This is a genomic window from Mycobacterium sp. NTMscope_Eco_3 (assembly GCF_976985685.1).
On the sequence record NZ_CDRJYZ010000001.1, the window covers coordinates 4521847 to 4543590 of the forward strand.

Sequence of the window (21744 nt, forward strand, 5' to 3'; positions counted from 1 at the left end):
GTCACACCGGGCTTTCATTGCACAGGCGCGCCGGTGGCGCCGCCGGCGTGATCGTCGGTGGCCGCAGCGACAGCGTGAGCGGCACCGGCTGGCGGATGCGCTTGCCGCGGGAGTGGTCGGCGCGGGGGCGCGGGGTCTCGCGGTCGTGCGCCAGCGCCGACGCGCTGTGTCCCTGGACGCATTCGGGGTCCGGCCCGTCCAGCGGCAGGCCGGTGAAGAACTTGGCGGCCATGCAGCCGCCCCGGCAGCTGTCGTAGTGCCCGCAGCTGCCGCACGCGCCCGCCGACTGCGGCTCGCGCAGCTCGCGGAACAGCGGGGCGTTCTTCCACACGTTGTCAAAACCACCGTCCGACAACACGTTTCCGGCCAGGAAGCGGTCATGGATGGCGAACGGGCAGGCGTACACGTCGCCGACCGGGTCGATCAGGCATACGACGCGGCCAGCGCCGCACATGTTCAGGCCGGCCAGCGCACCGGATTGGCCGAGCGGGGCCAGGTGAAAGAAGGAGTCGCCGGTGAGCACCCGCTCCCCCTTGGCGACCAGCCAGTCATACAGCTGGACCTGCTGGTCGGCGGTCGGGTGCAGCTCTTCCCAGACGTCGGCGCCGCGCCCGGACGGGCGCAGCCGGGTGATCCGCAGCGTGGCACCGTAACGGCTTGCCAGCGCGGCGAACTCGTCGAGCTGGTCGACGTTGTGCCGGGTGACGACCACGGAGATCTTGGCGTCTTTGAAGCCGGCGTTGGCCAGATTCTCCAGCGCCCGCACCGCCATGTCGAACGACCCGGGCCCGCGCACGGCGTCGTTGACCTCGGCGGTGGCGCCGTCCAGCGAGATCTGCACGTCGACGTAGTCGCTGGCCGCCAACCGCGCGGCGACCTCGGGCGTGATCCGGACGCCGTTGGTGGAGAACTTGACGCCGACGTGGTGGGCGGTCGCGTAGTCGACGAGTTCCCAAAAGTCCGGGCGCACAGTGGGTTCCCCACCACCGATGTTGACGTAGAACACCTGCATGCGTTCCAGCTCGTCGATGATCTCCATGCACTGACGGGTGGACAGCTCGCGCGGATCCCGCTTGCCCGACGACGAGAGGCAGTGCACGCAGGCCAGGTTGCAGGCGTAGGTGAGCTCCCAGGTGAGGCAGATGGGCGCGTCGAGCCCGTGCTCGAATTGCTCGATCAGCCGCGGTACGGCCGCTTGGGGCGGTGCGGTCATTGATGGTCCTCTCGGGGCACCAGCATCTTGGAGTCGACGAGCACACCCAACGCGTGCAGGTAGGGACCCTGCGCGGCGTCGTCGACGCCCGCCGCGCGACAGGCGGAGCGGACGTCGGGGTGGTCGGCCAGCGACTGCACCACCGTGAGGATGGTGCGGTTCTTCAGGAATGACAGCTTGCGGGTGCCGAAGTGATAGAGCAGCGCGCCGAACGGTTCGGGCCGCACCGCCACCTGCGGGTGCAGTCGCCAGCCGCGATCAGGATCGAACACGGTGTCGCCGGCGGGGCGAGCCGTGTGAGCCTGCGCGGGCGCAGGCACGGTCAGTAGACCCCGCACATGCCGTCGATGGATACCTCTTCGACCAGGGTCTCGGTGACGAGTTGGGTGTCGGTTTCGGTCTCGTGGTCCACGGGGCCTTGCCTTTCGTCGGGTCTTGACAACGATGGGGTCTGAGTCACACTCGCCGCCAGAATATGGCATCGAGTGCCGAAATGGAAGGGCGGGGTCTGAAGATGCCGCAGCCGCGGGTGGGCAGGCGCCGCTCGACCACGCCCGCCCACATCACCGATGTGGCCATCGACCTGTTCACCGCCCGCGGTTTCGCCGACGTGAGCGTCGACGACGTCGCCCACGCCGCCGGCATCTCCCGCCGCACGCTCTTTCGCTATTACGCGTCCAAGAACGCCATCCCGTGGGGCGATTTCGACACTCACCTCGCCCACCTCCGGGACCTGCTCGACAACGTGGATTCCCGGGTGGGCCTGGGCGATGCGCTGCGCGCAGCGTTGTTGGCGTTCAACACCTTTGACGAATCCGAGACCGCCCGCCACCGCCAGCGCATGCGGGTGATCCTGCAAACCGCTGAGCTGCAGGCCTATTCGATGACGATGTACGCCGGCTGGCGCGAGGTGATCGCCGGGTTCGTGGCCCGCCGTTGTGATTGCAAGACAACCGATCTGCTTCCGCAGACCGCCGCCTGGACGATGCTGGGCGTGGCGCTGTCGGCCTACGAGCACTGGCTGAGCGATGAATCCGTCCCGCTGCCGGTGGCCCTGGGCAATGCCTTTGACGTGGTCGGCGCCGGGTTGAACGAGCTGGACAGTTGAGCGTCGAGCACCTGGCGCACACGCTGCGAGCCCAGGGCAGGTTCTGCGCCTCGTCGGGCTCCGCGATGTACGGCGACCTGTTCGAGCTGGTGGCCGCCGACGTCGAAGCCGGCGGCGTGTTCGCGAGCATCTTGTCCGGGCACCGCGACGCCCCCTCGCGCGACGCGGTGCCCCTTCGGCTGCTCGGCGGGCTGCACCGGCTGGTGCTCGACGGACGGGCGGCGCACCTGCGGCGCTGGTATCCCAGCACCGGCGGGACCTGGAACGCCGGATCGGCCTGGCCCGAAATCCGCGACACCGCGACCGGTCACACCGACGCGCTGCGCGCGGCGTTGGATCAACCACCGCAGACCAACGAGGTGGGCCGGTCGGCCGCACTGATCGGCGGATTGCTGCACATCAATCAATTCGGTTTGCCCATCCGGCTTTTCGAGATCGGATCCAGTGCGGGGCTGAACTTGCGAGCGGACCATTACCGCTACCGGTTCGCCGGGGGCCAGTGGGGCCCGCCCGACTCGCCGGTGGCGATCGATGACGCGTGGCGCGGCGCGCTGCCGCCCGGGCGCGACGTGCGCATCGTCGAGCGGCACGGGTACGACATCGCGCCCGTCGATGTCGGCGACACCGACGGAGAGATGACCGTGCTGAGCTACGTCTGGCCCGACCAGGGCGCCCGGCTTGCCCGGCTGCGCGGGGCCATCGAGGTTGCCCGACGGGTCCCGGCCCCGCTCGAGCGCCAGACGGCGGCCAGCGCGGCCGCCGGCCTTCGGCTGGCCGACGGCGCGCTGACCGTCCTGTGGCATTCCATCACCTGGCAATACCTGTCGGCCGACGAACGCGACGCGGTGCGCGCTCACGTGAACTCGCTGGCCGCGCAGGCGGATACGCGTTCACCGTTCGCCCACCTCGCGATGGAGCCCGCACGCTCCGGCCCCGGCACCCCGATCCGATTCGAGGTGCGGGCCCGCAGCTGGCCGGGCGGCGAGCCGCGCGTTCTGGGCGAATGCCACCCGCACGGCCCGCCGGTGCACTGGCGGTCCTAGGTCCCCATGAAGGTCATCGGATCGTGCAGCACCCGGGTGCCGTCATGCAATCCGTCGATGGCCTCCATGTGCTCGGGCTCCAGGGTGAAGTCGAACACGTCCAGGTTCTGGGCGACGCGCTCGGGCTTGGACGACCGCGAGACGACCACGTTGTCCAATTGCAGGTTCCAGCGGACCAGCACCTGCGCCGGCGTGCGGCCGTACTCGGCGGCGATGGCCGTCACGGTCGGATCCTCGAGCATTTTGCCGACGCCCAGCGGGCTGTAGGACTGCGTCGTGACGTCGTGCTGGGCGTGCGCCTGGCGCAGATCGGCCTGGTTGAGGCGCGGGTGCAGCTCGACCTGGTTCACGGCGGGCACCTCGGCCGTCTCCTCGATGACGTTCGTCAGCAGTTCCTCGGTGAAGTTGCAGACGCCGATCGAGCGGACGTGCCCCTCGTCGCGGGCGACCTTCATGCCCTCGAAGCTCTCCACATACTTGCCCAGCTTCGGCGCCGGCCAGTGGATCAGGTACAGGTCGAGGTAATCCAGCCCAAGACGGTCCAAGCTCTCCTTGCACGACTCCTGGGCACTCTGGAAGCCCTGCCTCGACGTGCCCAGCTTGGTGGCGACGAACAACTCCTCACGCGGGATGCCCGACGCGGCTATCGCACGCCCGACGGCTTCTTCGTTTCCGTAGGAGGCAGCGGTGTCGATGAGGCGGCAGCCAGCCTCCAGGGCCGCGAGTACCGAGCTTTCCGTCTCCACATCGGACAACTTGGCTACTCCCAAGCCAAGTACGGGCATCTTCGCCTCGTCGTTGAGAGCGACGGTCGGAATCGCGCTGGAAGCGCTGTATATCTCATCAATCACTGTCACTTGTCAATCACCTGCCTGCCAAGTTTGGGTGCTGGGTTATCTGGATTAGAACGATTCAGTGGCAGCGGTTAAGCCGAGCGGTTTAACGCCAACCCATTGCAGTGCAAAGGTTCCCAACATCGTTCGCTTGGAGACAGTAACGGAGCACGGCAAGCGATGCACCAAAAGCGGCGATCCAGGGCGTCTCAGCAAAAAATCTGCGGCATCCGAGTTTCGTTTTTCCAGCGCAATAGGTTTCGCAGCGGCGCGCTGGCAATTTTGTGACACCTGCTACAGCCCCGACTCGGTTCCCACGCCCGGGCGTCTCAAAACCTTTCTGGCGAGTGATGTGCATCACCATCGAATTCGGCTGTGCCCCATGCCCAATTCGCGCCAAAGTCCCAGGAGGACGGGGTGCGCCGGCGAAAACATCGGTGGTCTCGGTGTTTTCGATCGACATTTGTCGTCGGCGGGTGCGTGTGACGCGAAATCGCTTACCCCTTATGATCGAAAAGCGCCGAACGCACGCCAACACCGGAAGCGAGGCAAATCCTTCCCCATGAAGACAATGCAAGAGCTTTTCGAAATTGCCTGGCAAGCAACACAAATCGGTGCCGCCACGCTGAAGAAATCACAGCCGAGTTCGGTGCAGCACAAAGGCGACCGTGACCTGGTCACCGACATCGACCTCGCGATCCAGCGCGACATCGCCGACTACCTGGCCCAAACCACACCTGACATCGCGTTACTGGCCGAAGAGTCCGAGCAACAGCCGGACATCGAGACTTCCGAGTGGCTCTGGGTGCTCGACCCCATCGACGGGACCTCGAACTTCGTCCACGGGCTGCCGTTGTGCGCGGTGTCGCTGGCCCTGCTGCGGGGCGGGCGCACCGTGGTCGCCGTCACCCACGCTCCCCTGCTCGGCAAGACCTACCACGCCATCGAGGGCAAGGGCGCGTTCCTCAACGGGCAGCGGATCAACGCCAGCGCCGCCGACAGCCTCAGCGGGGCCATCGTGTCCCTCGGCGACTACGCCGTCGGCCACGACGCCGGCAGGCTGAACGAGCACCGGCTGGCGCTCACCGCCGAGCTGGTGCCGCGCGTCGAGCGCATCCGCATGATCGGGGCGGCGACCCTGGACCTCGCGTTCGTCGCCGAGGGCGCCCTGGACGCCTGCGTGATGATGTCCAACAAGCCCTGGGACACCGCCGCGGGGACGCTGATCGCCCGCGAAGCGGGCGCGCGGCTCACCGACGCGCAGGGCAATCCCCACACCCACAAGTCCGCGTCGACCGTCATCAGCGCGCCGGGCATCGCCGAGCAACTCGCGACGGTCATCCGGAACACCGAGAACACCGGCGACCGCTACGCGGCCGCCGTCGGCTAGTCAAAAGGCGCGGCTCAGCCCAGTATTTCCGAAATGGGGACGGCCGCAGCGATTTTGGCGCGGACCTTCATGACCTTGCCGGGCATCCCGCCGCCGACCACGCCGACCAGGGCCCCGTCGCGTTCGTAGTAGGCCAGGAACTTGCGGCCGTCGTCCTCGACGACGTGGACGACGTCGTCGGCCTCCGGCTCGCCGAGGCACTGGATCTTGACGTCGTATTGGTCGCTCCAGAAGTAGGGGACGACCACCACCGGGGGCACATCCTGTCCCAGCATCGCGGGCACCACGGCGCGGGCCTGATCGGCGACATTGCTCCAATGTTCCACGCGCCCTTGGTGTCCCGTCGTGTCACGCCACGACGCGACATCGCCGAGCGCCCACACGTTCGGCGCGCTGGTGCGTCCGGCCTCGTCGCAGATGACGCCGTTGTCGACGGTGACGCCGCTGCCCTCGAGCCATTCGGTCGCCGGCCGCGACCCGATGCCGATCACCACCAGGTCGGCCGCCAATTCGGTGCCGTCGGTCAACACGACCGCTTCGACATGCGTGTCACCGCGCACCTCCGCCACGCCGACGCCGAGCCGGACGTCGACGCCCTCGGCGCGGTGCAGCCGGGCCACCAGCTCGCCGATCTGCTCGCCGAGCACCGCGGCCAGCGGAGTGGGCTGGGGCTCCACCAGCACCACGTCCACCCCCAGGCTGCGCAGGCTGGCCGCCACCTCGCAGCCGATGAAACCGGCCCCGATGACGACGGCGCGCTGGGCCGAGGACGCGTGCTCGCGCAGCGCCAGGCTCTCGTCGAACGACCGCAGCACCCGGATGCCCTCGAGGTCGGGGATCGCCGGGATGCGTCGCGGGACCAGCCCGGTGGCGATGACGAGTTCGTCGTAGCGCAGCGTCGTTCCGTCGGCGAGCGTCACCGTCTGCGCCGCGGTGTCCAGGCTTTTCGCGGCCGACCCCAGGCGCAGGGTGACGTCGTTCTCGTCGTACCACTCGCGCGGTTTGAGCGCGGTGTCGTCGACCTCTTTGCGCAGCACCTCTTTGGACAGCGGCGGGCGGTCATACGGCAGGTGCACCTCGTCGCTGACGAGCGTGATGGGCCCGGAATACTCCGATTTGCGCAGCTGCTCGGCGGTGCGCGCGGCGGCCAATCCGCCGCCGACGATCACGATTCCGTTGGTGGCGCTTTCGTCACTACTCACGTGGAGTTCTTAGCACGATGGCCGGTCAGTACTTTAGGGCACCCTTATCCACGGGGATCTGCGTGCCGGTGAGTGTGCCCGACCCGTCGCCGGCGAGCCACGCCACGACGTCGGCGACTTCGTCGGCGGTCATGAAGCCGTTGGGCTGCACCGGCATTGGGGGGAAGCTATGCACGAAGCTGGGATGGGCGGCGAAGATCTCCATCATCGCTTCGGGCTCGATCATCGGGGTTTCGACCGAGTACGGATGGATCGAGTTGACCCGGATCCCATATTCGCCGAGCTCCATCGCGAGGGTGTTGGTGAGCGCGGTGAGCCCGTGTTTGCTGGCCGAGTAGTGGCCGTTGCCCGGTGTGGCCTTGAGTCCCGCCGACGAGCTGACCACCACGATGGAACCGCCGTTGCCCGCCTCGATCATCGCGGGCACGGTGGCGCGCAGCGTGCGCCAGGTGCCGGTCAGGTTGACGCCGATCACCGCGTCCCACTGCTCGTCGGTGAGCTCCCAAATGCGGCCCCAGCTCAGCACTCCGGCGTTGGCGACCACGATGTCGAGCCGGCCGAACTGTTCCATCCCGTCGGCCACCAACTGCCGCAGCGCGGCGTCGTCGCGCACGTCGAGGACGCGGGTCAGGATCTTGCGTCCCTGCCCCTCCACCAGGCGCGCGGTCTCGTCGAGGTCCTCGCGGGTGGCGGGCGGGTAGGTCACGCTGGCGGACGCCGGCGCGCAGATGTCGAGCGCGATGATGTCGGCGCCCTCGGCGGCCAGCCGCACCGCGTGCGACCGTCCCTGGCCGCGGGCGGCCCCGGTGATGAATGCCACCCGCCCGTGCAGTGATCCGGCCTGTCCAGCCACGTGTAACCCTTTCGACCGCCAATAGACCAAGCCAGGCTAGCAGCGCAATTGAAACGTGTTCTAATTCACCCGCCGGCCCGGCGGACGAGCCTCAGATTTCGGCGATGATCTGTGCGCGCCGGCTGTTGTATTCCTCGTCGGTGAGCGCGCCGCTGGCGCGCAGATCGTTCAGCTCCTGCAGCCGCGCGGCGATCGAGGGTTCGGGCGGCGTGACGACCGCCGACGGCGCACCCGCCGCCGCCGGTTGGGCGGCCGGCGCCTGCTGTTCGGCGGCCCGGCGCACCACCGCCTGGATCTGCCCGCGCAGCGCCGGGTTCGACCGGATGTCGACCATCCGGTTCAGCGGAATGTTGTTGGCCTTGAGGATCTGCAGGATCTCCATCAGCGGGCCCGCCTGGCCGCTCAGGTCGTAGGTCCGGTTGTCCTCGGCCACCGTGAACTGCGCGGGCATCAGCCCGTTGACCAATGCGCTTCGCTCCCAGTCGATCCGGTATTCGTTGGTGGTCGGGTTGACCAGCACCACCACCTTGCGGGCGTTGAGGTTGCCCAGCCGGGTGACGCTGGCGATCACGCGGTCTTCGCTGTCGAACGGCAGCAGGCCGGGGCCGGCGATGTGCAGGTGCACCTTGACGACCTGCTGGTTGTTGACCCACGTGCCCGTTTCGGTGATGCCGGTGATCTGGGCGAGCGCCAGCACGCCGCTCTGCTCGAGCGCGGCCGCCTTCGCCGACGACTTGGCGCCGTAGTTCGCCAGCGCGAGCGCGATCAACACGTCGGCCACGGTGATGAGCAGGCCGACGTAGAACATCCACTGCAGCAGGTTGTCGAGCCCCATGACGAAGTACACGACCAAGAAAATCGGCCCGACGAGGCCTCCGCACAGCAAAACGACCAACTGTGCCTTCAGGTAGCGCGCTAACACTTGCCCCTCCTCGGCTTGCTGGGGATTTGTGTCAGATTAGCGCCCGGGGTCTCACCGCGAACGCGATACGCGCAAACCGGTTTCGGTCGTCTACCGGCGGGCCGCCGCCATCACGTGAGCTGCTCGGGCGGGACGATCGGCACCCGGCGCACCGGCGGCGCCGCCGACTGTGACGCCGCGGTGGAGTGCGGCGCCGGGGAATGCGGCGCCGTGCGCGGCGACACCGGCAGCGTCGTGGCCGGGGAGGCCTGCGGCGCCACCTCGGGTTGCATCGGCGCGGCGGCCGTGCCGGCCGGTGCCGACGCCGCGGGCGGGACGGTGCTCGGGGAACCGGCCGGTGCGTAGGCCGGCGTCGCCACGCGCGCCGGCCCGGCCGGTGCGGTGGCCGAGGCCAACGTCGCCGAACCCACCGGCGCCGCGGCGACCGGTGTGCCGGCCGGTACCGGTGCGGCGGCCGCGGGGGCCACCGCCGCCGCCAGGGGCCCCGCGGGCGCGGTCGGGGCGGAGGCACCCATGGCGCCGGCCGTCATCGTCGGCACCTGCGCGGCCATCGACGCGGGCCCCGCCGCGGTCTGCAGCGGCGTCGCGTTCGCCGCCTCGGCGGCGGCGTACTGCATCGCGCCGCCGTTCATCAGCTGCACGAACTGGCTGTGGAACGCGGCCGCCTGGGCGCTGAGCGCCTGATAGACCTGGGAGTGGGCGTCGAACAGGGCGGCGATACTCGCCGACACCTCGTCGGCGCCCGGGGCGAGCACCGCCGACGTCGGCCCCATCGCCGCCGTGTTGGCGGAGGTGATCGTCGTCCCGATGCTGGCCAGGTCCGTCGCGGCAGCCGCGACGAATTCGGGAGTCGCTTGAACGAACGACATCGGCACCTCCCCGCCACGCCTCACGGTCACCGAGAACTATGCCGAAATCCTAGTGCAGGGCGCGCGGCGTGCGCACCATTTCCGCGCCGGTCGGGCCCGACGATGCGCACAGCGGACAAAGCCCGGATTGCCGAGTTGGCAATCCGGGCTTTGAACTGACTCAGTACTGACTCAGTAGCGAACTACTTGATGATCTTGACGACCCGGCCGGCGCCGACGGTGCGGCCACCCTCGCGGATCGCGAACCGCAGACCGTCGTCCATGGCGACGGGCTGGATCAGCTTCACCGAGATGTTGGTGTTGTCGCCGGGCATCACCATCTCGGTGCCCTCCGGCAGCGTCACCACACCGGTCACGTCGGTGGTGCGGAAGTAGAACTGCGGACGGTAGTTGTTGAAGAACGGCGTGTGCCGGCCGCCCTCGTCCTTGGACAGGATGTAGACCTGGCCCTCGAACTCGGTGTGCGGCGTGGTGGTGCCGGGCTTGGTCACGACCTGGCCGCGCTCGACGTCCTCACGCTTGATACCACGCAGCAGCAGTCCGACGTTGTCACCGGCCTGACCCTGGTCGAGCAGCTTGCGGAACATCTCCACACCGGTGACCGTGGTCTTGGTGCTGGTCGGGCGGATGCCGACGATCTCGACTTCCTCGTTCACGTTGATCACACCGCGCTCGACACGACCGGTGACCACGGTGCCACGCCCGGTGATGGTGAAGACGTCCTCCACCGGCATCAGGAACGGCTTCTCGGTCTCGCGGACCGGGTCCGGGATCGACTCGTCGACGGCCTCCATCAGCTGCTCGACGGACTCCACCCACTTGGCGTCGCCCTCGAGCGCCTTCAGCGCGGAGACCCGCACCACCGGGGCGTCCTCGTCGAACTCCTGGGCGGCCAGCAGCTCGCGGACCTCCATCTCGACGAGCTCGAGCAGCTCCTCGTCGTCGACCATGTCGGCCTTGTTCAGGGCGACCAGGATGTAGGGCACGCCGACCTGGCGGGCGAGCAGCACGTGCTCACGCGTCTGCGGCATCGGCCCGTCGGTGGCGGCGACCACCAGGATCGCGCCGTCCATCTGGGCCGCACCGGTGATCATGTTCTTGATGTAGTCGGCGTGACCCGGGGCGTCGACGTGCGCGTAGTGACGCTTGTCGGTCTGGTACTCCACGTGGGAGATGTTGATGGTGATACCGCGCTGACGCTCCTCGGGCGCGTTGTCGATCTGGTCGAACGCGCGGGACTCGTTCAGGTCCGGGAACTTGTCGTGCAGAACCTTGGTGATAGCCGCGGTCAGCGTGGTCTTGCCGTGGTCAACGTGACCGATGGTCCCGATGTTGACGTGCGGCTTCGTCCGCTCGAACTTCGCCTTCGCCACTTCTGTGTCCTCCTGGACTAGTTGGTGCTTGTTAAAGCAGTGTTGGTGTTTTCAGTTGTGCCGCGCCCAAGGCATTCCAATGACCCGGCAAGATTACTCCGTCGCCGATGTTTACTGGCCCGTCGCCTTCGCGATGATCTCCTTTGACACGTTCGCCGGCACTTCGGCGTACGAGTCGAAGACCATGGAGTAGTTCGCCCGGCCTTGGGTCTTGGACCGCAGGTCGCCGACGTAGCCGAACATCTCCGACAGCGGCACATGCGCTTTGACGACGCGCGCACCGCTCCGCTCCTCCATGGCCTGGATCTGGCCACGGCGGGAGTTCAGGTCGCCGATCACGTCGCCCATGTAGTCCTCGGGCGTGGTGACCTCGACGGCCATGATCGGTTCCAGGATGACTGGCTGGGCTTGCGCCGCAGCCTTTTTCAGCACCTGCGAACCGGCGATCTTGAAGGCCATCTCCGACGAGTCGACCTCGTGGAAGGCCCCGTCCAGCAGGGTGACCTTCAAGTTGACCAGCGGGTAGCCGGCCAGCACGCCGTATTGCATGGCGTCCTGCGCACCGGCGTCCACCGACGGGATGTACTCGCGCGGGATGCGCCCACCGGTGACCTTGTTCTCGAACTCGTAGGTCGCGCCGTCCTCGCCGTGGAACGGCTCGAGGCTGATCAGCACCTTGGCGAACTGGCCGGAACCACCGGTCTGCTTCTTGTGGGTGAACTCGACCTTTTCCACCGTCCGCTTGATGGTCTCCTTGTAGGCGACCTGCGGCTTGCCGACGTTGGCCTCGACCTTGAACTCGCGGCGCATCCGGTCCACCAGGATGTCCAGGTGCAACTCGCCCATCCCACCGATCACGGTCTGGCCGGTCTCCGCGTCCTGGTGGACCTTGAAGGTCGGGTCCTCCTCGGCGAGCTTCTGGATCGACAGGCTCAGCTTCTCCTGGTCGCTCTTGGTCTTGGGCTCGATGGCCACCTCGATCACCGGGTCGGGGAAGGTCATCGATTCCAGCACGACCTGCTGGTTCGGGTCGCTCAGGGTGTCACCGGTGGTGGTGTCCTTGAGCCCGATCACCGCGTAGATGTGACCCGCCGAGGCCGTCTCCACCGGGTTCTCCTTGTTGGAGTGCATCTGGAACAGCTTGCCCAGCCGCTCCTTCTTGCCCTTGGTGGCGTTGATGACCTGGCTGCCGGAGTCGACCTTGCCGGAGTACACCCGGACGTAGGTCAGCTTGCCGAAGAACGGGTGCGTGGCGACCTTGAACGCCAGCGCGGAGAACGGCTCGTCGGTCGACGGCTTGCGGGTGACCTCTTCGTCCTCCTTGCCCGGCGCGTGGCCGACGGCCGGCGGCACGTCCAACGGCGAGGGCAGGTAGTCGATGACGGCGTCCAGCATGGGCTGCACGCCCTTGTTCTTGAACGCGCTGCCGCACAACACCGGGTAGGCCTCCGAGCTGATGGTCAGCTTGCGGATGGCGCCCTTGATCTCCTCGACCGTGAGTTCCTCGCCGCCGAGGTACTTCTCCAGCAGCGCCTCGTCGGTCTCGGCGACCGCCTCGAGCAGCTTGGTGCGGTACTCCTCGACCTTCTCGGACAATTCGGCCGGGATGTCGATGGTGTCGTAGGTTTCGCCCAGCTTCGTCTCGCCGCGCCACACCTTGGCGTTCATCTCGACCAGGTCGACGATGCCCTCGAAGTCGCCCTCGGAGCCGACGGGCAGCTGAATCGGGATGACGTTGGCGCCGAGGCGCTCCTCCATGGTGCGGACGGAGAAGTAGAAGTCGGCCCCGATCTTGTCCATCTTGTTGACGAAGCAGATGCGCGGGACGTCGTACTTGTCGGCCTGCCGCCAGACCTGTTCGGACTGCGGCTCGACGCCCTCCTTGCCGTCGAACACGGCGACGGCGCCATCGAGAACACGGAGCGAGCGCTCGACTTCCACGGTGAAGTCGACGTGCCCGGGGGTGTCGATGATGTTGATCTGGTTGTCTTTCCAGAAACAGGTGGTGGCCGCGGAGGTGATAGTGATCCCCCGCTCCTGCTCCTGCTCCATCCAGTCCATGGTGGCGGCGCCGTCGTGCACCTCACCGATCTTGTAGCTGATACCGGTGTAGTAGAGGATGCGCTCGGTCGTCGTCGTCTTGCCGGCGTCGATGTGCGCCATGATGCCGATGTTGCGGACCTTGGTGAGGTCGGTCAGCACGTCCTTCTGTGCCACAGAAGTCTTCCCACTCTTTCGATTGCTTAGTTGCTGTCGTTCGCGGTCAGGCCAGCGCCCCGGCGCGCGGGCCGCAGAGACCTACCAGCGGTAGTGCGCGAAGGCGCGGTTGGCCTCGGCCATCTTGTGGGTGTCCTCGCGTCGCTTGACGGCGGCCCCCAGACCGTTGCTGGCATCCAGGATCTCGTTTGCCAGGCGCTCGACCATGGTCTTCTCCCGGCGTTGCCGCGAGAAGCTGACGAGCCAGCGCAGCGCCAGCGTGGTGGACCGATCCGGACGCACCTCGACCGGCACCTGGTAGGTGGCACCACCGACGCGGCGGCTGCGCACCTCCAGGGCGGGCTTGACGTTGTCGAGAGCACGCTTGAGCGTGATCACGGGATCGGTGCCCGTCTTGTCCCGAGCTTGTTCGAGCGCACCATAAACAATGCGCTCGGCGAGCGATTTCTTCCCCTGCAGCAGGACTTTGTTCACCAGCTGGGTGACCAGCTGCGACCCGTAGACCGGGTCATTGACCAACGGGCGCTTCGGCGCGGGCCCCTTGCGCGGCATCAGCTCTTCTCCTTCTTGGCGCCGTAACGGCTGCGAGCCTGCTTGCGGTTCTTGACGCCCTGGGTGTCGAGCGAACCGCGGATGATCTTGTACCGGACACCGGGCAGGTCCTTCACCCGGCCACCACGCACCAGCACCATCGAGTGCTCCTGCAGGTTGTGCCCTTCGCCGGGGATGTAGGCCGTCACCTCAACCTGGCTCGTCAGCTTCACGCGGGCGACCTTCCGAAGCGCGGAGTTCGGCTTCTTCGGAGTGGTGGTGTACACGCGGGTGCACACGCCACGGCGCTGCGGGCTGCCCTTGAGGGCCGCGGTCTTGACCTTGGCGACCTTGTCCCGGCGACCCTTGCGGACCAGCTGCTGAATGGTTGGCATCTACCGGCTTTCTCTGTTCGTGTTCGGCATACTTCTGGCGTCTTCAAGTCTGTGTACTGCAGTTATGTCCGTCCGCGTCACCCCGCGGCCGGGTGTGTCGCATGCGCTGCGCACCGGACTTGAGTCCGATGCATCGTGGACACGCGAATTCGCCCGGCATTCACTTCCTTACGGTTAGGCGCCGTAAGCCGCCAGGCACGAGGAACCACAATACCCGCCGCCCGTCTTGCAGGTCAAAGCGGCGGACCTGCTCGCACCGCGGTGGGGCAGCTAGCCCCTGGCGCCGTCGGGGGCGGTGCGCCGTTCCAGGCCCGCCGCCAGGCGCAGCACCATGTCGGAGAACAGCGCGTCGGTATCGATGTCGTCCATGACACCGGTCATCTCGAGCAACACGAATCCGTGCATCGCGGACCAGAACTCCAGCGCCGCATGGAAGGCTTCGGCGCCGTCGAGACCGTAGGAGGACAGCACGGCGATCACCGGTGCGGCCGCGCCGCGGGTCGCCGCCGCGTACTCGGCGTCTTCTCCACCCAGCGGCATCCGGGTGAAGGCCGAGTAGCGACCCGGGTGATGGTGGGCATAGCTGCGGTACGCGCCCGCCATGACGAGCACCGCGTCGTCGCGGGCGCGGCCCTCGCCCACCCGGTTGAGCATCGTGATGATGTCGTCGATCACCCGAATCCGCACCGAGCGGCGCAAGTCCTCCAGGCTGTCCACGTGGTTGTACAGCGACGGCCCCTTGGTGCCCAGCTGCGTAGCGAGCGCGTTGATGGTCAGGGCGTCCCAGCCCTCGCGATCCAGGAACGTCAGCGCGCCGTCGATGATCCCTTCCCGGCTGAGCTTGGTCGGGCGCGAACCGGGCCGTCCCGCGCGTTGGCGCCCGGCCGCCGACGGCGATTCCGGTTGAGCTGCCATGGCGGTCGCCCTTCGATCGCGGGAACGGGTTGCGGTTAACTAATGACTCTAGTTGACGCCCGTTCAGACATTAATCTCCCGGAGGGGCATGAGCGTCCGGCAAAGGAAGATAAAACCTGCCATCGGGCAGGCAAATGCACGTAATGTCATGCTTGGCTCATTCGAGCCGACGTCCCGTCCAAAAGGGGGCCCGCAGTGAAGTGGACAACTGTCGCCGGGTCGCTGGCCACCTGCGCCATCGCCGTCCTCGCCGGCTTCGTTGCCACGCCGGGGCTTGCGCAGGCCAAGAACGGCGACACCCATGTCATCGGGGAGGACATGGAGCAGACGGTCGACTGCAACGACGCCACGCTGTTGGTCAACGGCACGTTCCTCACCGTGACCGCGCTGGGCAACTGCTACGCCGTGACGGTGATGGGTTCGTCGAATGTGGTTATCGCCGACTCGGTTTCGCATGACATCACGGTGTACGGCCACGACCAGACCGTGCTCTACAAGGGCGGTCAGCCGGCCCTGTGGGACCGCGGCCGCGAATTGGGCATGACCAACCGGCTCCAGCAGGTGCCGGGCTGAGGCACCACACCGACCGGGATCAAACAACGAGAGGGAAACGAAAAGCGATGCGTGTCCATACCTTCGAGCACCGCCGCCGACTGGCCGCATTCGCCTTGGCGCCGGCCGCCGCGGCCCTGATGCTGGCCGGCTGCAGTTCGACCGCCAACCCGCCGGCCGGCTCCTCCACCACGACCACCACGAAGAGCAGCCCGACGACGAGTGCCGGTGCCGCGCCGACGACGGGATCGAGCGGGGCGAGCACCACCGCGTCCATCGAGATCGGGAACACGGTGAACTACGGGTCGATGGGCACCACCACCAACCTCGACTGCGCCAGCGGGAAATCGCTGAACGTGGCCGGTTCGGACAACACACTGACCGTCACGGGCACCTGCGCGACGGCGAACATCGGCGGCACCAACAACAAGATCACGTTCGACAAGGTCGAGACGCGCATCACCGTGCTCGGGATGAACAACACCATCACCTACAAAGACGGTGATCCCAAGGTCGACAACCTCGGCTCGGGCAACACGATCAACAAGGGCAGCTGACCGGCCGAGTTGCCCTCAATCGGCGGACGCGCCGTGCCGTCCCGCGCCCGCGGCGAACCGCCCGGCCCCCTCGTTCGCCTCCGCGGCCACCCGGGAGATGCTGGCGAACTCGAAATCGAGCGCCTCGGATTCCGTTGCCCCCCATTGGTGTAGCGCCGAGAGCCGATCCGAGCGCAGGCACTGCTGCGGCAACGCCGCCAGTCGCGCCGCCAATTCCTCTGCGGCCGGGCGTGATTGGCCCTTGGGGACCACACGATTAGCCAGGCCGATGGCCTGGGCTTCGTCGGCGGACACGGCGCGACCGGTGAGGATCATGTCCATCGCGCGGCTGTGGCCGATCAGCCTCGGCAACCGCACGGTTCCCCCGTCGATCAAGGGGACGCCCCAGCGCCGGCAGAACACCCCGAACACGGCGTCCTCCTCGACCACCCGCAGATCACACCAGATGGCCAGCTCGAGACCGCCGGCGACGGCGTAGCCGCTGACCGCGGCGATGACGGGCTTGGACAGCACCATCCGCGTCGGCCCCATCGGGCCCGGGCCCGTCCGGTGCACGGCGTTGGCCTCGGGTGTTCCGAAAGCCTTCAAATCGGCTCCGGCGCAAAAGGTTCCGCCGTCACCCCACAGTACCGCCACCGACGCCGTGTCATCGCGGTCGAACTCCTCGAAGGCCGCGTACAGCGCGGCCGCCGTCGGGCCGTTGACCGCGTTACGCGCCCCCGGCCGGTCGATGATCACCGTGGTCACCTGGCCGTTGCGCTCGACGCGCACCGGATCGCTCATCTCGCCTCCGCACCTAGTGGTTCGCGCCGCTGCAGCAGCTCAGCGGCGAAGTCGTGGTAGGCCGCCCGCAGCCGGGCCCCGGGCCAGTCGGCCGGCAGCAGTTCGTCGGGCAGGACCGGGTCGGTGAGCAGGTGCCGGACCGTCGCCGCGGCCACCACGAATCGGCCGGGAATGTCCGGCGCGGCGGCCATTTCGTCGAGCAACCGGTGCCCGACCTGCGCCCAGCCGGGCAGGTCCCACAGCCGCGCGGCCAGCTCGGCGGGGTCACCGTCGCGCGCCCACAGCACCCGGACCCTGGCCGTGACGTCGGGGCCGAGCTGCGCGTCGATGTTGTCCGGACGCATCCACACCCCCTCGCGCAACTCTCCGAAGCGCTTGTCGTGCATGGCCGTTCGCAGCGCGGCGCGGGTGCGGGCGTCGTCTCCCACGCTGGTCACGATGAGCGTGATCCACTCCCCGCGCCAGGGCCGCACGCGCGGGTCGATGGCATCGTCCTGGCGCCGCTGGCGGGCGAGCAGTCGATCCGAGAGCCGGTAGCCGTCGGCGTTGCGGACCAGGTCGCCCGCACCGACCATCCGGGTCAGCGCCACTCGCAGCGTCGACTCCTTGATGCCGAAATCGGAAGTGAGCCTGACCAATTCGCTGGCGCGGGCGTGCGCCGGGTGGGCGCCGAGCAACACGCTGAGCACCACCGACCGGGCCGTCATGTCCGGCATGGCTACACTCCGGACGCCCGGCGGCCGTGGTCGCCGAACGGTTCGTCGCGATGCCGCACCGCCTCGCGGAATCCGTGCTCGACCGCGTCGGCGACGAACGCGTGGCCCTCGGGCGTGTGCCGGGCGACGCCGTCGAACACCGTGCTGACCATCCTGCTGGTGGCCACACCCTGTTGCAGCAGAGCGGAATTCAGTGCGAGCTTGACCATGATCAGCTGGTTGACCGGCACCGCGGCGATCCGCTCGACCAGCCGCTCGGTACGCTCGTCGAGGTCCGCGGGATCCGGTGCCTCGACCGCCCATCCCCACTCGGCGGCCTGGGCGCCGGTGATGCAATCGCCGGTGAACAGCAGCCGTTTGGCGCGCTGATCGCCGAGGCGGTGCGCCCACAGTCCGGCGGCCGGCACGCCCCACACCCGGGTCGGCGGGTACCCGATCTTGGCGTCGGCGGCGGCGATCACCTGGTCGGCATGCAGCGCGATGTCGGTGCCCCCGGCCACGCAGTACCCGTGGATCTTGACCACCGTGGGCTTGTCGGCGTGCATCAGGCTGGAAAAGCCCCGCACGAAGCGGCTCATCATCTGGTAGTCGATCATCGGGTCCCACGGCTGATCCGCCAGATGGTTGACCGCCTGGGTCTTTCCGTCCAGCACGGTACCCGCGTACGCGCCGGTGCCGCCGGCCGATCCCGTGCGGTCGGCGTAGGCGCTCAGGTCGAATCCGGCGCAGAACCCCTCGCCGCGACCGGACACCAAGATGACATGGACGTGGGGGTCGAGATCGGCCCGCTCGACCAGCGCCGAGAGTTCCAGCGGCGTGTCCGCGACGATCGCGTTGCCCTTGTCGGGCCGGTTGAACGTGATGCGCGCAACCCGATCGGTGACCTCATAGGTCATCGTCTTGAGGTTGTCGAAGTCGACCGGCCTGATCGCGTGCGTCATCCCTTTACTAGAGCACGCTCGAGGATCGGCGCGAGGTCGAGCCCGTCCGGCATGGTGCCGAACGCGCCGCCCCACCGGCGGTCGAGCCGGGTCGTCAGGAATGCCTCGGCGACGGCCGGGTGCCCGTGGCGCACCAGCAGCGAGCCCTGCAGCGCCAGGCAGATGTCCTCGGCGACCTTGCGGCCGCGGTAGGCGATGGTCTCCAGGTCGGCCAGGTCGGCGCGCAGCCGCCCGACATGGTTGCCCAGGCGCGGGTCCTGACCCGCGCTCTCGGCGATCTCGTCGAACAGCACGTCGACGCATTCGGGGCGAGTCGCCATGGCGCGCAACGTATCCAGCGCGCTGACGTTGCCCGAGCCCTCCCAGATGCCCATCAGCGGCGCCTCCCGGTACAGCCGCGGCATGCCGGAGTCCTCGACGTAGCCGTTGCCGCCCAGGCATTCCAGCGCCTCGGCGGCGTGCGGGGTGGAGCGCTTGCACACCCAGTACTTGCTGGCGGCCAGTCCGATTCGGCGCAGCAGCGCCTCGGTCTCGTCGCCGCGCACGGCCCTGTCGGTGGCGCCGGCCATCCGCATCGCGACCATGGTGGCCGCCTCGGCCTCGACGGCCAGGTCGGCCAGCACGTTGCGCATCAGCGGCTGGTCAATGAGGTAGGCGCCGAAGGCCTTTCGGTGCTGGGCATGGTAGATGGCGCGGGTCAGACCGGTGCGCATGCTGGTGGCGCTGCCCAGGGTGCAGTCCAGCCGGGTGAGGTTGACCATCTCGATGATGGTCGGCACACCGCGGCCCTCCTCCCCCACCAGCCAGGCGATCGCGCCGTCGTATTCGACCTCGCTGGACGCGTTGGCGTGGTTGCCCAGTTTGTCCTTGAGCCGCTGCAAGAACATCCGGTTGCGGGTGCCGTCGGGCAGCACGCGCGGCAGCATGAAGCACGAAAGCCCTTGTGGTGCCTGCGCGAGCACCAGGAAGATGTCGCACATCGGCGCCGAGGTGAACCACTTGTGGCCGGTCAGGCTGTAGGTCCCGTCGGCGTTCGGGGTGGCCTGGGTGGTGCCGGCGCGCACGTCGGAGCCGCCCTGCTTCTCGGTCATCGACATGCCCGCGGTGATGCCCGGTTTGCTGGTGGCCGGCTTGAGGTCCGGGTCGTATTCGCGGGTAGTCAGCAACGGCTCGTAGATACTGGCCAGCTCGGGGTTGTAGCGCAGCGCGGGCACCACGGCATACGTCATCGAGATCGGACAGATGTGCCCCGGCTCGACCGTCCACACCGAGGTCTTGGCGGCCCGGACGACGTGCGCGCCGGGCCGATCGTCGGCCCAGGGCGCGGCGTGCATACCGTGGGAGATCGCCGCGCGCATCAGTTCGTGGTACGCCGGGTCGTATTCGACCTCGTCGACGCGGTGGCCGTTGCGGTCGTGGGTGTGCAGGATGGGCCGGTTGCGGTCGGCGAGCTCGCCCCATCGCTGCGCTTCGCGGCTGGCCGACAGCGCGCCGACCTCGTTCACCTCGTCCAGGCCCCACTCGCCGCCCTCGCGGATCAGGGCCTCGGTGAGCACCGCCGAAGTGGCGGGGTTGTGGTCCTCCAGGGGCGGGACCTGGTTGGTGACGACGTGGGTATCCGACATGCCACCAATGTTACATTTTTCCGACAGTCGCACAAGAGGTGTAATGATCAGCGGGGGTGGGCGGCGAAGAAGTCCCACAGCTCTCGCGTCGCGAAGTCCGGCCACTCGTGGTCGCCCCGGTCCACCGTGACGAGCACGACTCCGCGCCCCTCGGCGCACCCCGCGGTCGACGTGGTAATCAGGCCGTCGGTGGCGGTGGATGGGGCGCCGCACTGATCGACGTTGCGCCAGAACGCATTCACGTTCGGCACCGGCGGTCCGTTGATCACGCTGTACCCCGGCCCGCCGCCGTAGGGCACCAGCTGATCGGCCGTGCCGTGAATGTGCATGACCGACATCGGACGCGGCGACCGGCACGCGTTCAGCTGCGTGCCCGCGACCGGGCCGATCGCCGCGAAGATCTCGGTGGTGCACGCCAGCGTGTAGGACATGATGCCGCCGTTGCTCATGCCGGTGGCGTAGACCTTGGCGGTGTCGATGCCGACGTTCTTGGCGACGTCAGCGACGGCCGCCCTGATGAAACCGACGTCGTCGACGCCCTCGCGTCCAGACCGGCCGCAGCAGGTCTGCCCGTCGACGTTCCAGGCGTGGTCGAGGCCATCCGGGTAGGCGACGACGAACTTGCCCGCATCGGCCAATCCGTCCCACCGGTAGTCTCTTTCGGCTTCCCTGGCGCTGCCCGACACGCCGTGCATCATGACCACCAGCGGGGCCGAGTCCGGCACTCCCGCGGGCTTGTACAGCCGATAGCTGCGATCGAGATCGCCGACCTTGAGGTGGTGGACGCTGGTGCCGGTGACGAAGCCCGACGGCAGGTGGGCGAATCCCGGGAAGCAGCCCGCGACCACCAGGACAACACCCAAGATCGCGGGCAGGCGGCGCAGCATGGATCAAAGGTAAACGCCGGCCCGCCCTCAGCCGCTTGTTTTCTCGCGCAGGAACGCGATGTCGTCCTTGCGGCCCTCGTCGGCGGTTTCGCAGATGACCGGCGCGCCGGCGGCCTTGACCACCGCGGCGAGCAGTTCGGGATCGATCTGCCCGGTGCCGAAGTTGGCGTGCCGGTCGGCGCCCGAGCCCGCCGCGTCCCTGGAGTCGTTGCAGTGCACCAGGTCGATGCGGCCGGTCAGCGCCTTGATCCGGTCGACCGCGTCGATCAGCTGCTCGCCCGCGGCCCAGGCGTGACAGGTGTCCAGGCAGAAGCCAATTCCCTTGTCGCCGATGTGATCCCACAGCCGGCCGATGGTGTCGAAGTGGCGGGCCATCGCGTGGTCGCCGCCGGCGGTGTTCTCCAGGTAGACCTGCACGTCGGTTTCCAGGTAGTCCAGGGCCTTGACCCACCGCTCGAAGCCGGCGTCCATGTCGTTGTCGTCGGCGTGGCCGCCGTGCACGATCACCGCCGTCGCGTTGATCGCCGCGGCCGCGTCGCAGGTGTCCTGCAGAATCTTGCGCGACGGGATGCGGATGCGGTTGTTGGCCGACGCCACGTTGATCAGGTACGGCGCGTGGACATAGAGCGGAATAGTCGACGCCTTCAGCGCCTCGGCGTCGTCACGCGGCTTGGGCTTCTTCCAGCTTTGCGGGTTGCCGAGGAAGAACTGCACCACGTCGGCGCCGTCAGCCTGCGCGGCGGCCAGCGGGTCGTCTTGGTGGACATGCGAACCGATGAGCACGGTGGCCAGTGTAGTGAGGGGTGACGACGCCGGCGA

At 68.0% G+C, this 21744-nt stretch carries 24 protein-coding genes; 5 read left to right on the plus strand and 19 right to left on the minus strand.

Annotated features, from left to right (window positions below; all coding sequences use genetic code 11):
* Position 1: 1 nt before the first annotated feature.
* Genes mftC through mftA form a run of 3 tightly spaced genes read right to left on the minus strand, consistent with a single transcriptional unit; the run spans position 2 to position 1625 of the window.
* A complete protein-coding gene (gene mftC / locus AC0KTM_RS20915) occupies positions 2 to 1213 on the minus strand; it encodes a mycofactocin radical SAM maturase (RefSeq protein ID WP_238956832.1) in 1212 nt (403 codons plus the stop codon).
* Entirely contained in the window at positions 1210 to 1551 is a 342-nt protein-coding gene (gene mftB, locus AC0KTM_RS20920; RefSeq protein ID WP_238956833.1) for a mycofactocin biosynthesis chaperone MftB, read from the minus strand. Before mftB ends, mftC begins: the two co-directional genes overlap by 4 nt.
* A complete protein-coding gene (gene mftA / locus AC0KTM_RS20925) occupies positions 1536 to 1625 on the minus strand; it encodes a mycofactocin precursor MftA (RefSeq protein ID WP_007773607.1) in 90 nt (29 codons plus the stop codon). The genes mftB and mftA overlap by 16 nt, the downstream gene beginning before the upstream one ends.
* A 102-nt stretch (positions 1626 to 1727) precedes the next feature.
* Here mftA and mftR point away from each other — a divergent pair, with 102 nt between their 5' ends.
* Together mftR and AC0KTM_RS20935 are read left to right on the plus strand one after the other, a co-directional pair.
* Complete coding sequence (gene mftR, locus AC0KTM_RS20930; RefSeq protein WP_225330085.1) at positions 1728 to 2321, plus strand: mycofactocin system transcriptional regulator; 594 nt, start codon at positions 1728 to 1730, stop codon at positions 2319 to 2321.
* A complete protein-coding gene (locus AC0KTM_RS20935) occupies positions 2318 to 3364 on the plus strand; it encodes a DUF2332 domain-containing protein (RefSeq protein WP_238956834.1) in 1047 nt (348 codons plus the stop codon). The genes mftR and AC0KTM_RS20935 overlap by 4 nt, the downstream gene beginning before the upstream one ends.
* Here AC0KTM_RS20935 and AC0KTM_RS20940 read toward each other — a convergent pair.
* Positions 3361 to 4221: an aldo/keto reductase gene (locus AC0KTM_RS20940; RefSeq protein ID WP_225330070.1), complete on the minus strand. Its 861-nt coding sequence runs from the start codon at positions 4219 to 4221 to the stop codon at positions 3361 to 3363. The two genes, AC0KTM_RS20935 and AC0KTM_RS20940, sit on opposite strands and share 4 nt — an antisense overlap.
* Positions 4222 to 4759: 538 nt before the next feature.
* On the opposite strand from AC0KTM_RS20940, the gene AC0KTM_RS20945 reads away from it, so the two are divergent.
* Entirely contained in the window at positions 4760 to 5587 is an 828-nt protein-coding gene (locus AC0KTM_RS20945) for an inositol monophosphatase family protein (protein ID WP_472416579.1), read from the plus strand.
* 14 nt (positions 5588 to 5601) lie between these two features.
* On the opposite strand, the gene AC0KTM_RS20950 is transcribed toward AC0KTM_RS20945, so the two are convergent.
* The 9 genes from AC0KTM_RS20950 to AC0KTM_RS20990 form a co-directional block, all read right to left on the minus strand.
* Positions 5602 to 6789 carry an FAD-dependent oxidoreductase gene (locus tag AC0KTM_RS20950; RefSeq protein WP_238956836.1) on the minus strand — a complete coding sequence of 396 codons (1188 nt, stop codon included), beginning with the start codon at positions 6787 to 6789 and terminating at the stop codon, positions 5602 to 5604.
* A gap of 25 nt (positions 6790 to 6814) precedes the next feature.
* A complete protein-coding gene (locus AC0KTM_RS20955) occupies positions 6815 to 7642 on the minus strand; it encodes a mycofactocin-coupled SDR family oxidoreductase (protein WP_472416581.1) in 828 nt (275 codons plus the stop codon).
* Between the two features lie 91 nt (positions 7643 to 7733).
* Positions 7734 to 8564: an SHOCT domain-containing protein gene (locus AC0KTM_RS20960; RefSeq protein ID WP_238956838.1), complete on the minus strand. Its 831-nt coding sequence runs from the start codon at positions 8562 to 8564 to the stop codon at positions 7734 to 7736.
* Between the two features lie 110 nt (positions 8565 to 8674).
* A complete protein-coding gene (locus AC0KTM_RS20965; protein ID WP_275254205.1) occupies positions 8675 to 9433 on the minus strand; it encodes a PE family protein in 759 nt (252 codons plus the stop codon).
* A gap of 182 nt (positions 9434 to 9615) precedes the next feature.
* Positions 9616 to 10806 (minus strand): elongation factor Tu, encoded by a 1191-nt coding sequence (gene tuf / locus AC0KTM_RS20970; protein ID WP_083065829.1) that lies wholly within the window; start codon positions 10804 to 10806, stop codon positions 9616 to 9618.
* A gap of 111 nt (positions 10807 to 10917) precedes the next feature.
* On the minus strand, positions 10918 to 13023 hold the full coding sequence (gene fusA, locus AC0KTM_RS20975) for an elongation factor G (RefSeq protein WP_238956839.1): 2106 nt from the start codon (positions 13021 to 13023) through the stop codon (positions 10918 to 10920).
* An 81-nt stretch (positions 13024 to 13104) separates the two neighbouring features.
* A complete protein-coding gene (rpsG, locus tag AC0KTM_RS20980) occupies positions 13105 to 13575 on the minus strand; it encodes a 30S ribosomal protein S7 (RefSeq protein WP_008260850.1) in 471 nt (156 codons plus the stop codon).
* Entirely contained in the window at positions 13575 to 13949 is a 375-nt protein-coding gene (rpsL, locus tag AC0KTM_RS20985) for a 30S ribosomal protein S12 (protein WP_007767794.1), read from the minus strand. Before rpsL ends, rpsG begins: the two co-directional genes overlap by 1 nt.
* Before the next feature lie 270 nt (positions 13950 to 14219).
* Positions 14220 to 14864: a TetR/AcrR family transcriptional regulator gene (locus tag AC0KTM_RS20990; RefSeq protein ID WP_225328301.1), complete on the minus strand. Its 645-nt coding sequence runs from the start codon at positions 14862 to 14864 to the stop codon at positions 14220 to 14222.
* Between the two features lie 195 nt (positions 14865 to 15059).
* On the opposite strand from AC0KTM_RS20990, the gene AC0KTM_RS20995 reads away from it, so the two are divergent.
* Positions 15060 to 15437 carry a DUF3060 domain-containing protein gene (locus AC0KTM_RS20995; RefSeq protein ID WP_225328302.1) on the plus strand — a complete coding sequence of 126 codons (378 nt, stop codon included), beginning with the start codon at positions 15060 to 15062 and terminating at the stop codon, positions 15435 to 15437.
* Positions 15438 to 15484: 47 nt separating this feature from the next.
* A complete protein-coding gene (locus AC0KTM_RS21000; protein WP_238956840.1) occupies positions 15485 to 15973 on the plus strand; it encodes a DUF3060 domain-containing protein in 489 nt (162 codons plus the stop codon).
* A gap of 15 nt (positions 15974 to 15988) precedes the next feature.
* On the opposite strand, the gene AC0KTM_RS21005 is transcribed toward AC0KTM_RS21000, so the two are convergent.
* From AC0KTM_RS21005 to AC0KTM_RS21030, 6 genes are read right to left on the minus strand one after another with little or no spacing between them, the layout of a single operon-like run.
* Complete coding sequence (locus AC0KTM_RS21005) at positions 15989 to 16756, minus strand: crotonase/enoyl-CoA hydratase family protein (RefSeq protein ID WP_238956841.1); 768 nt, start codon at positions 16754 to 16756, stop codon at positions 15989 to 15991.
* Complete coding sequence (locus tag AC0KTM_RS21010) at positions 16753 to 17472, minus strand: PaaX family transcriptional regulator C-terminal domain-containing protein (protein WP_238956842.1); 720 nt, start codon at positions 17470 to 17472, stop codon at positions 16753 to 16755. The genes AC0KTM_RS21005 and AC0KTM_RS21010 overlap by 4 nt, the downstream gene beginning before the upstream one ends.
* A 2-nt stretch (positions 17473 to 17474) precedes the next feature.
* Entirely contained in the window at positions 17475 to 18413 is a 939-nt protein-coding gene (locus AC0KTM_RS21015) for a crotonase/enoyl-CoA hydratase family protein (RefSeq protein WP_238956843.1), read from the minus strand.
* Entirely contained in the window at positions 18410 to 20038 is a 1629-nt protein-coding gene (locus tag AC0KTM_RS21020; protein ID WP_238956844.1) for an acyl-CoA dehydrogenase family protein, read from the minus strand. The genes AC0KTM_RS21015 and AC0KTM_RS21020 overlap by 4 nt, the downstream gene beginning before the upstream one ends.
* Before the next feature lie 47 nt (positions 20039 to 20085).
* Entirely contained in the window at positions 20086 to 20925 is an 840-nt protein-coding gene (locus tag AC0KTM_RS21025; RefSeq protein ID WP_238956845.1) for a CE1 family esterase, read from the minus strand.
* 27 nt (positions 20926 to 20952) lie between these two features.
* Positions 20953 to 21708: a deoxyribonuclease IV gene (locus AC0KTM_RS21030; RefSeq protein ID WP_238956846.1), complete on the minus strand. Its 756-nt coding sequence runs from the start codon at positions 21706 to 21708 to the stop codon at positions 20953 to 20955.
* Positions 21709 to 21744 lie beyond the last annotated feature (36 nt).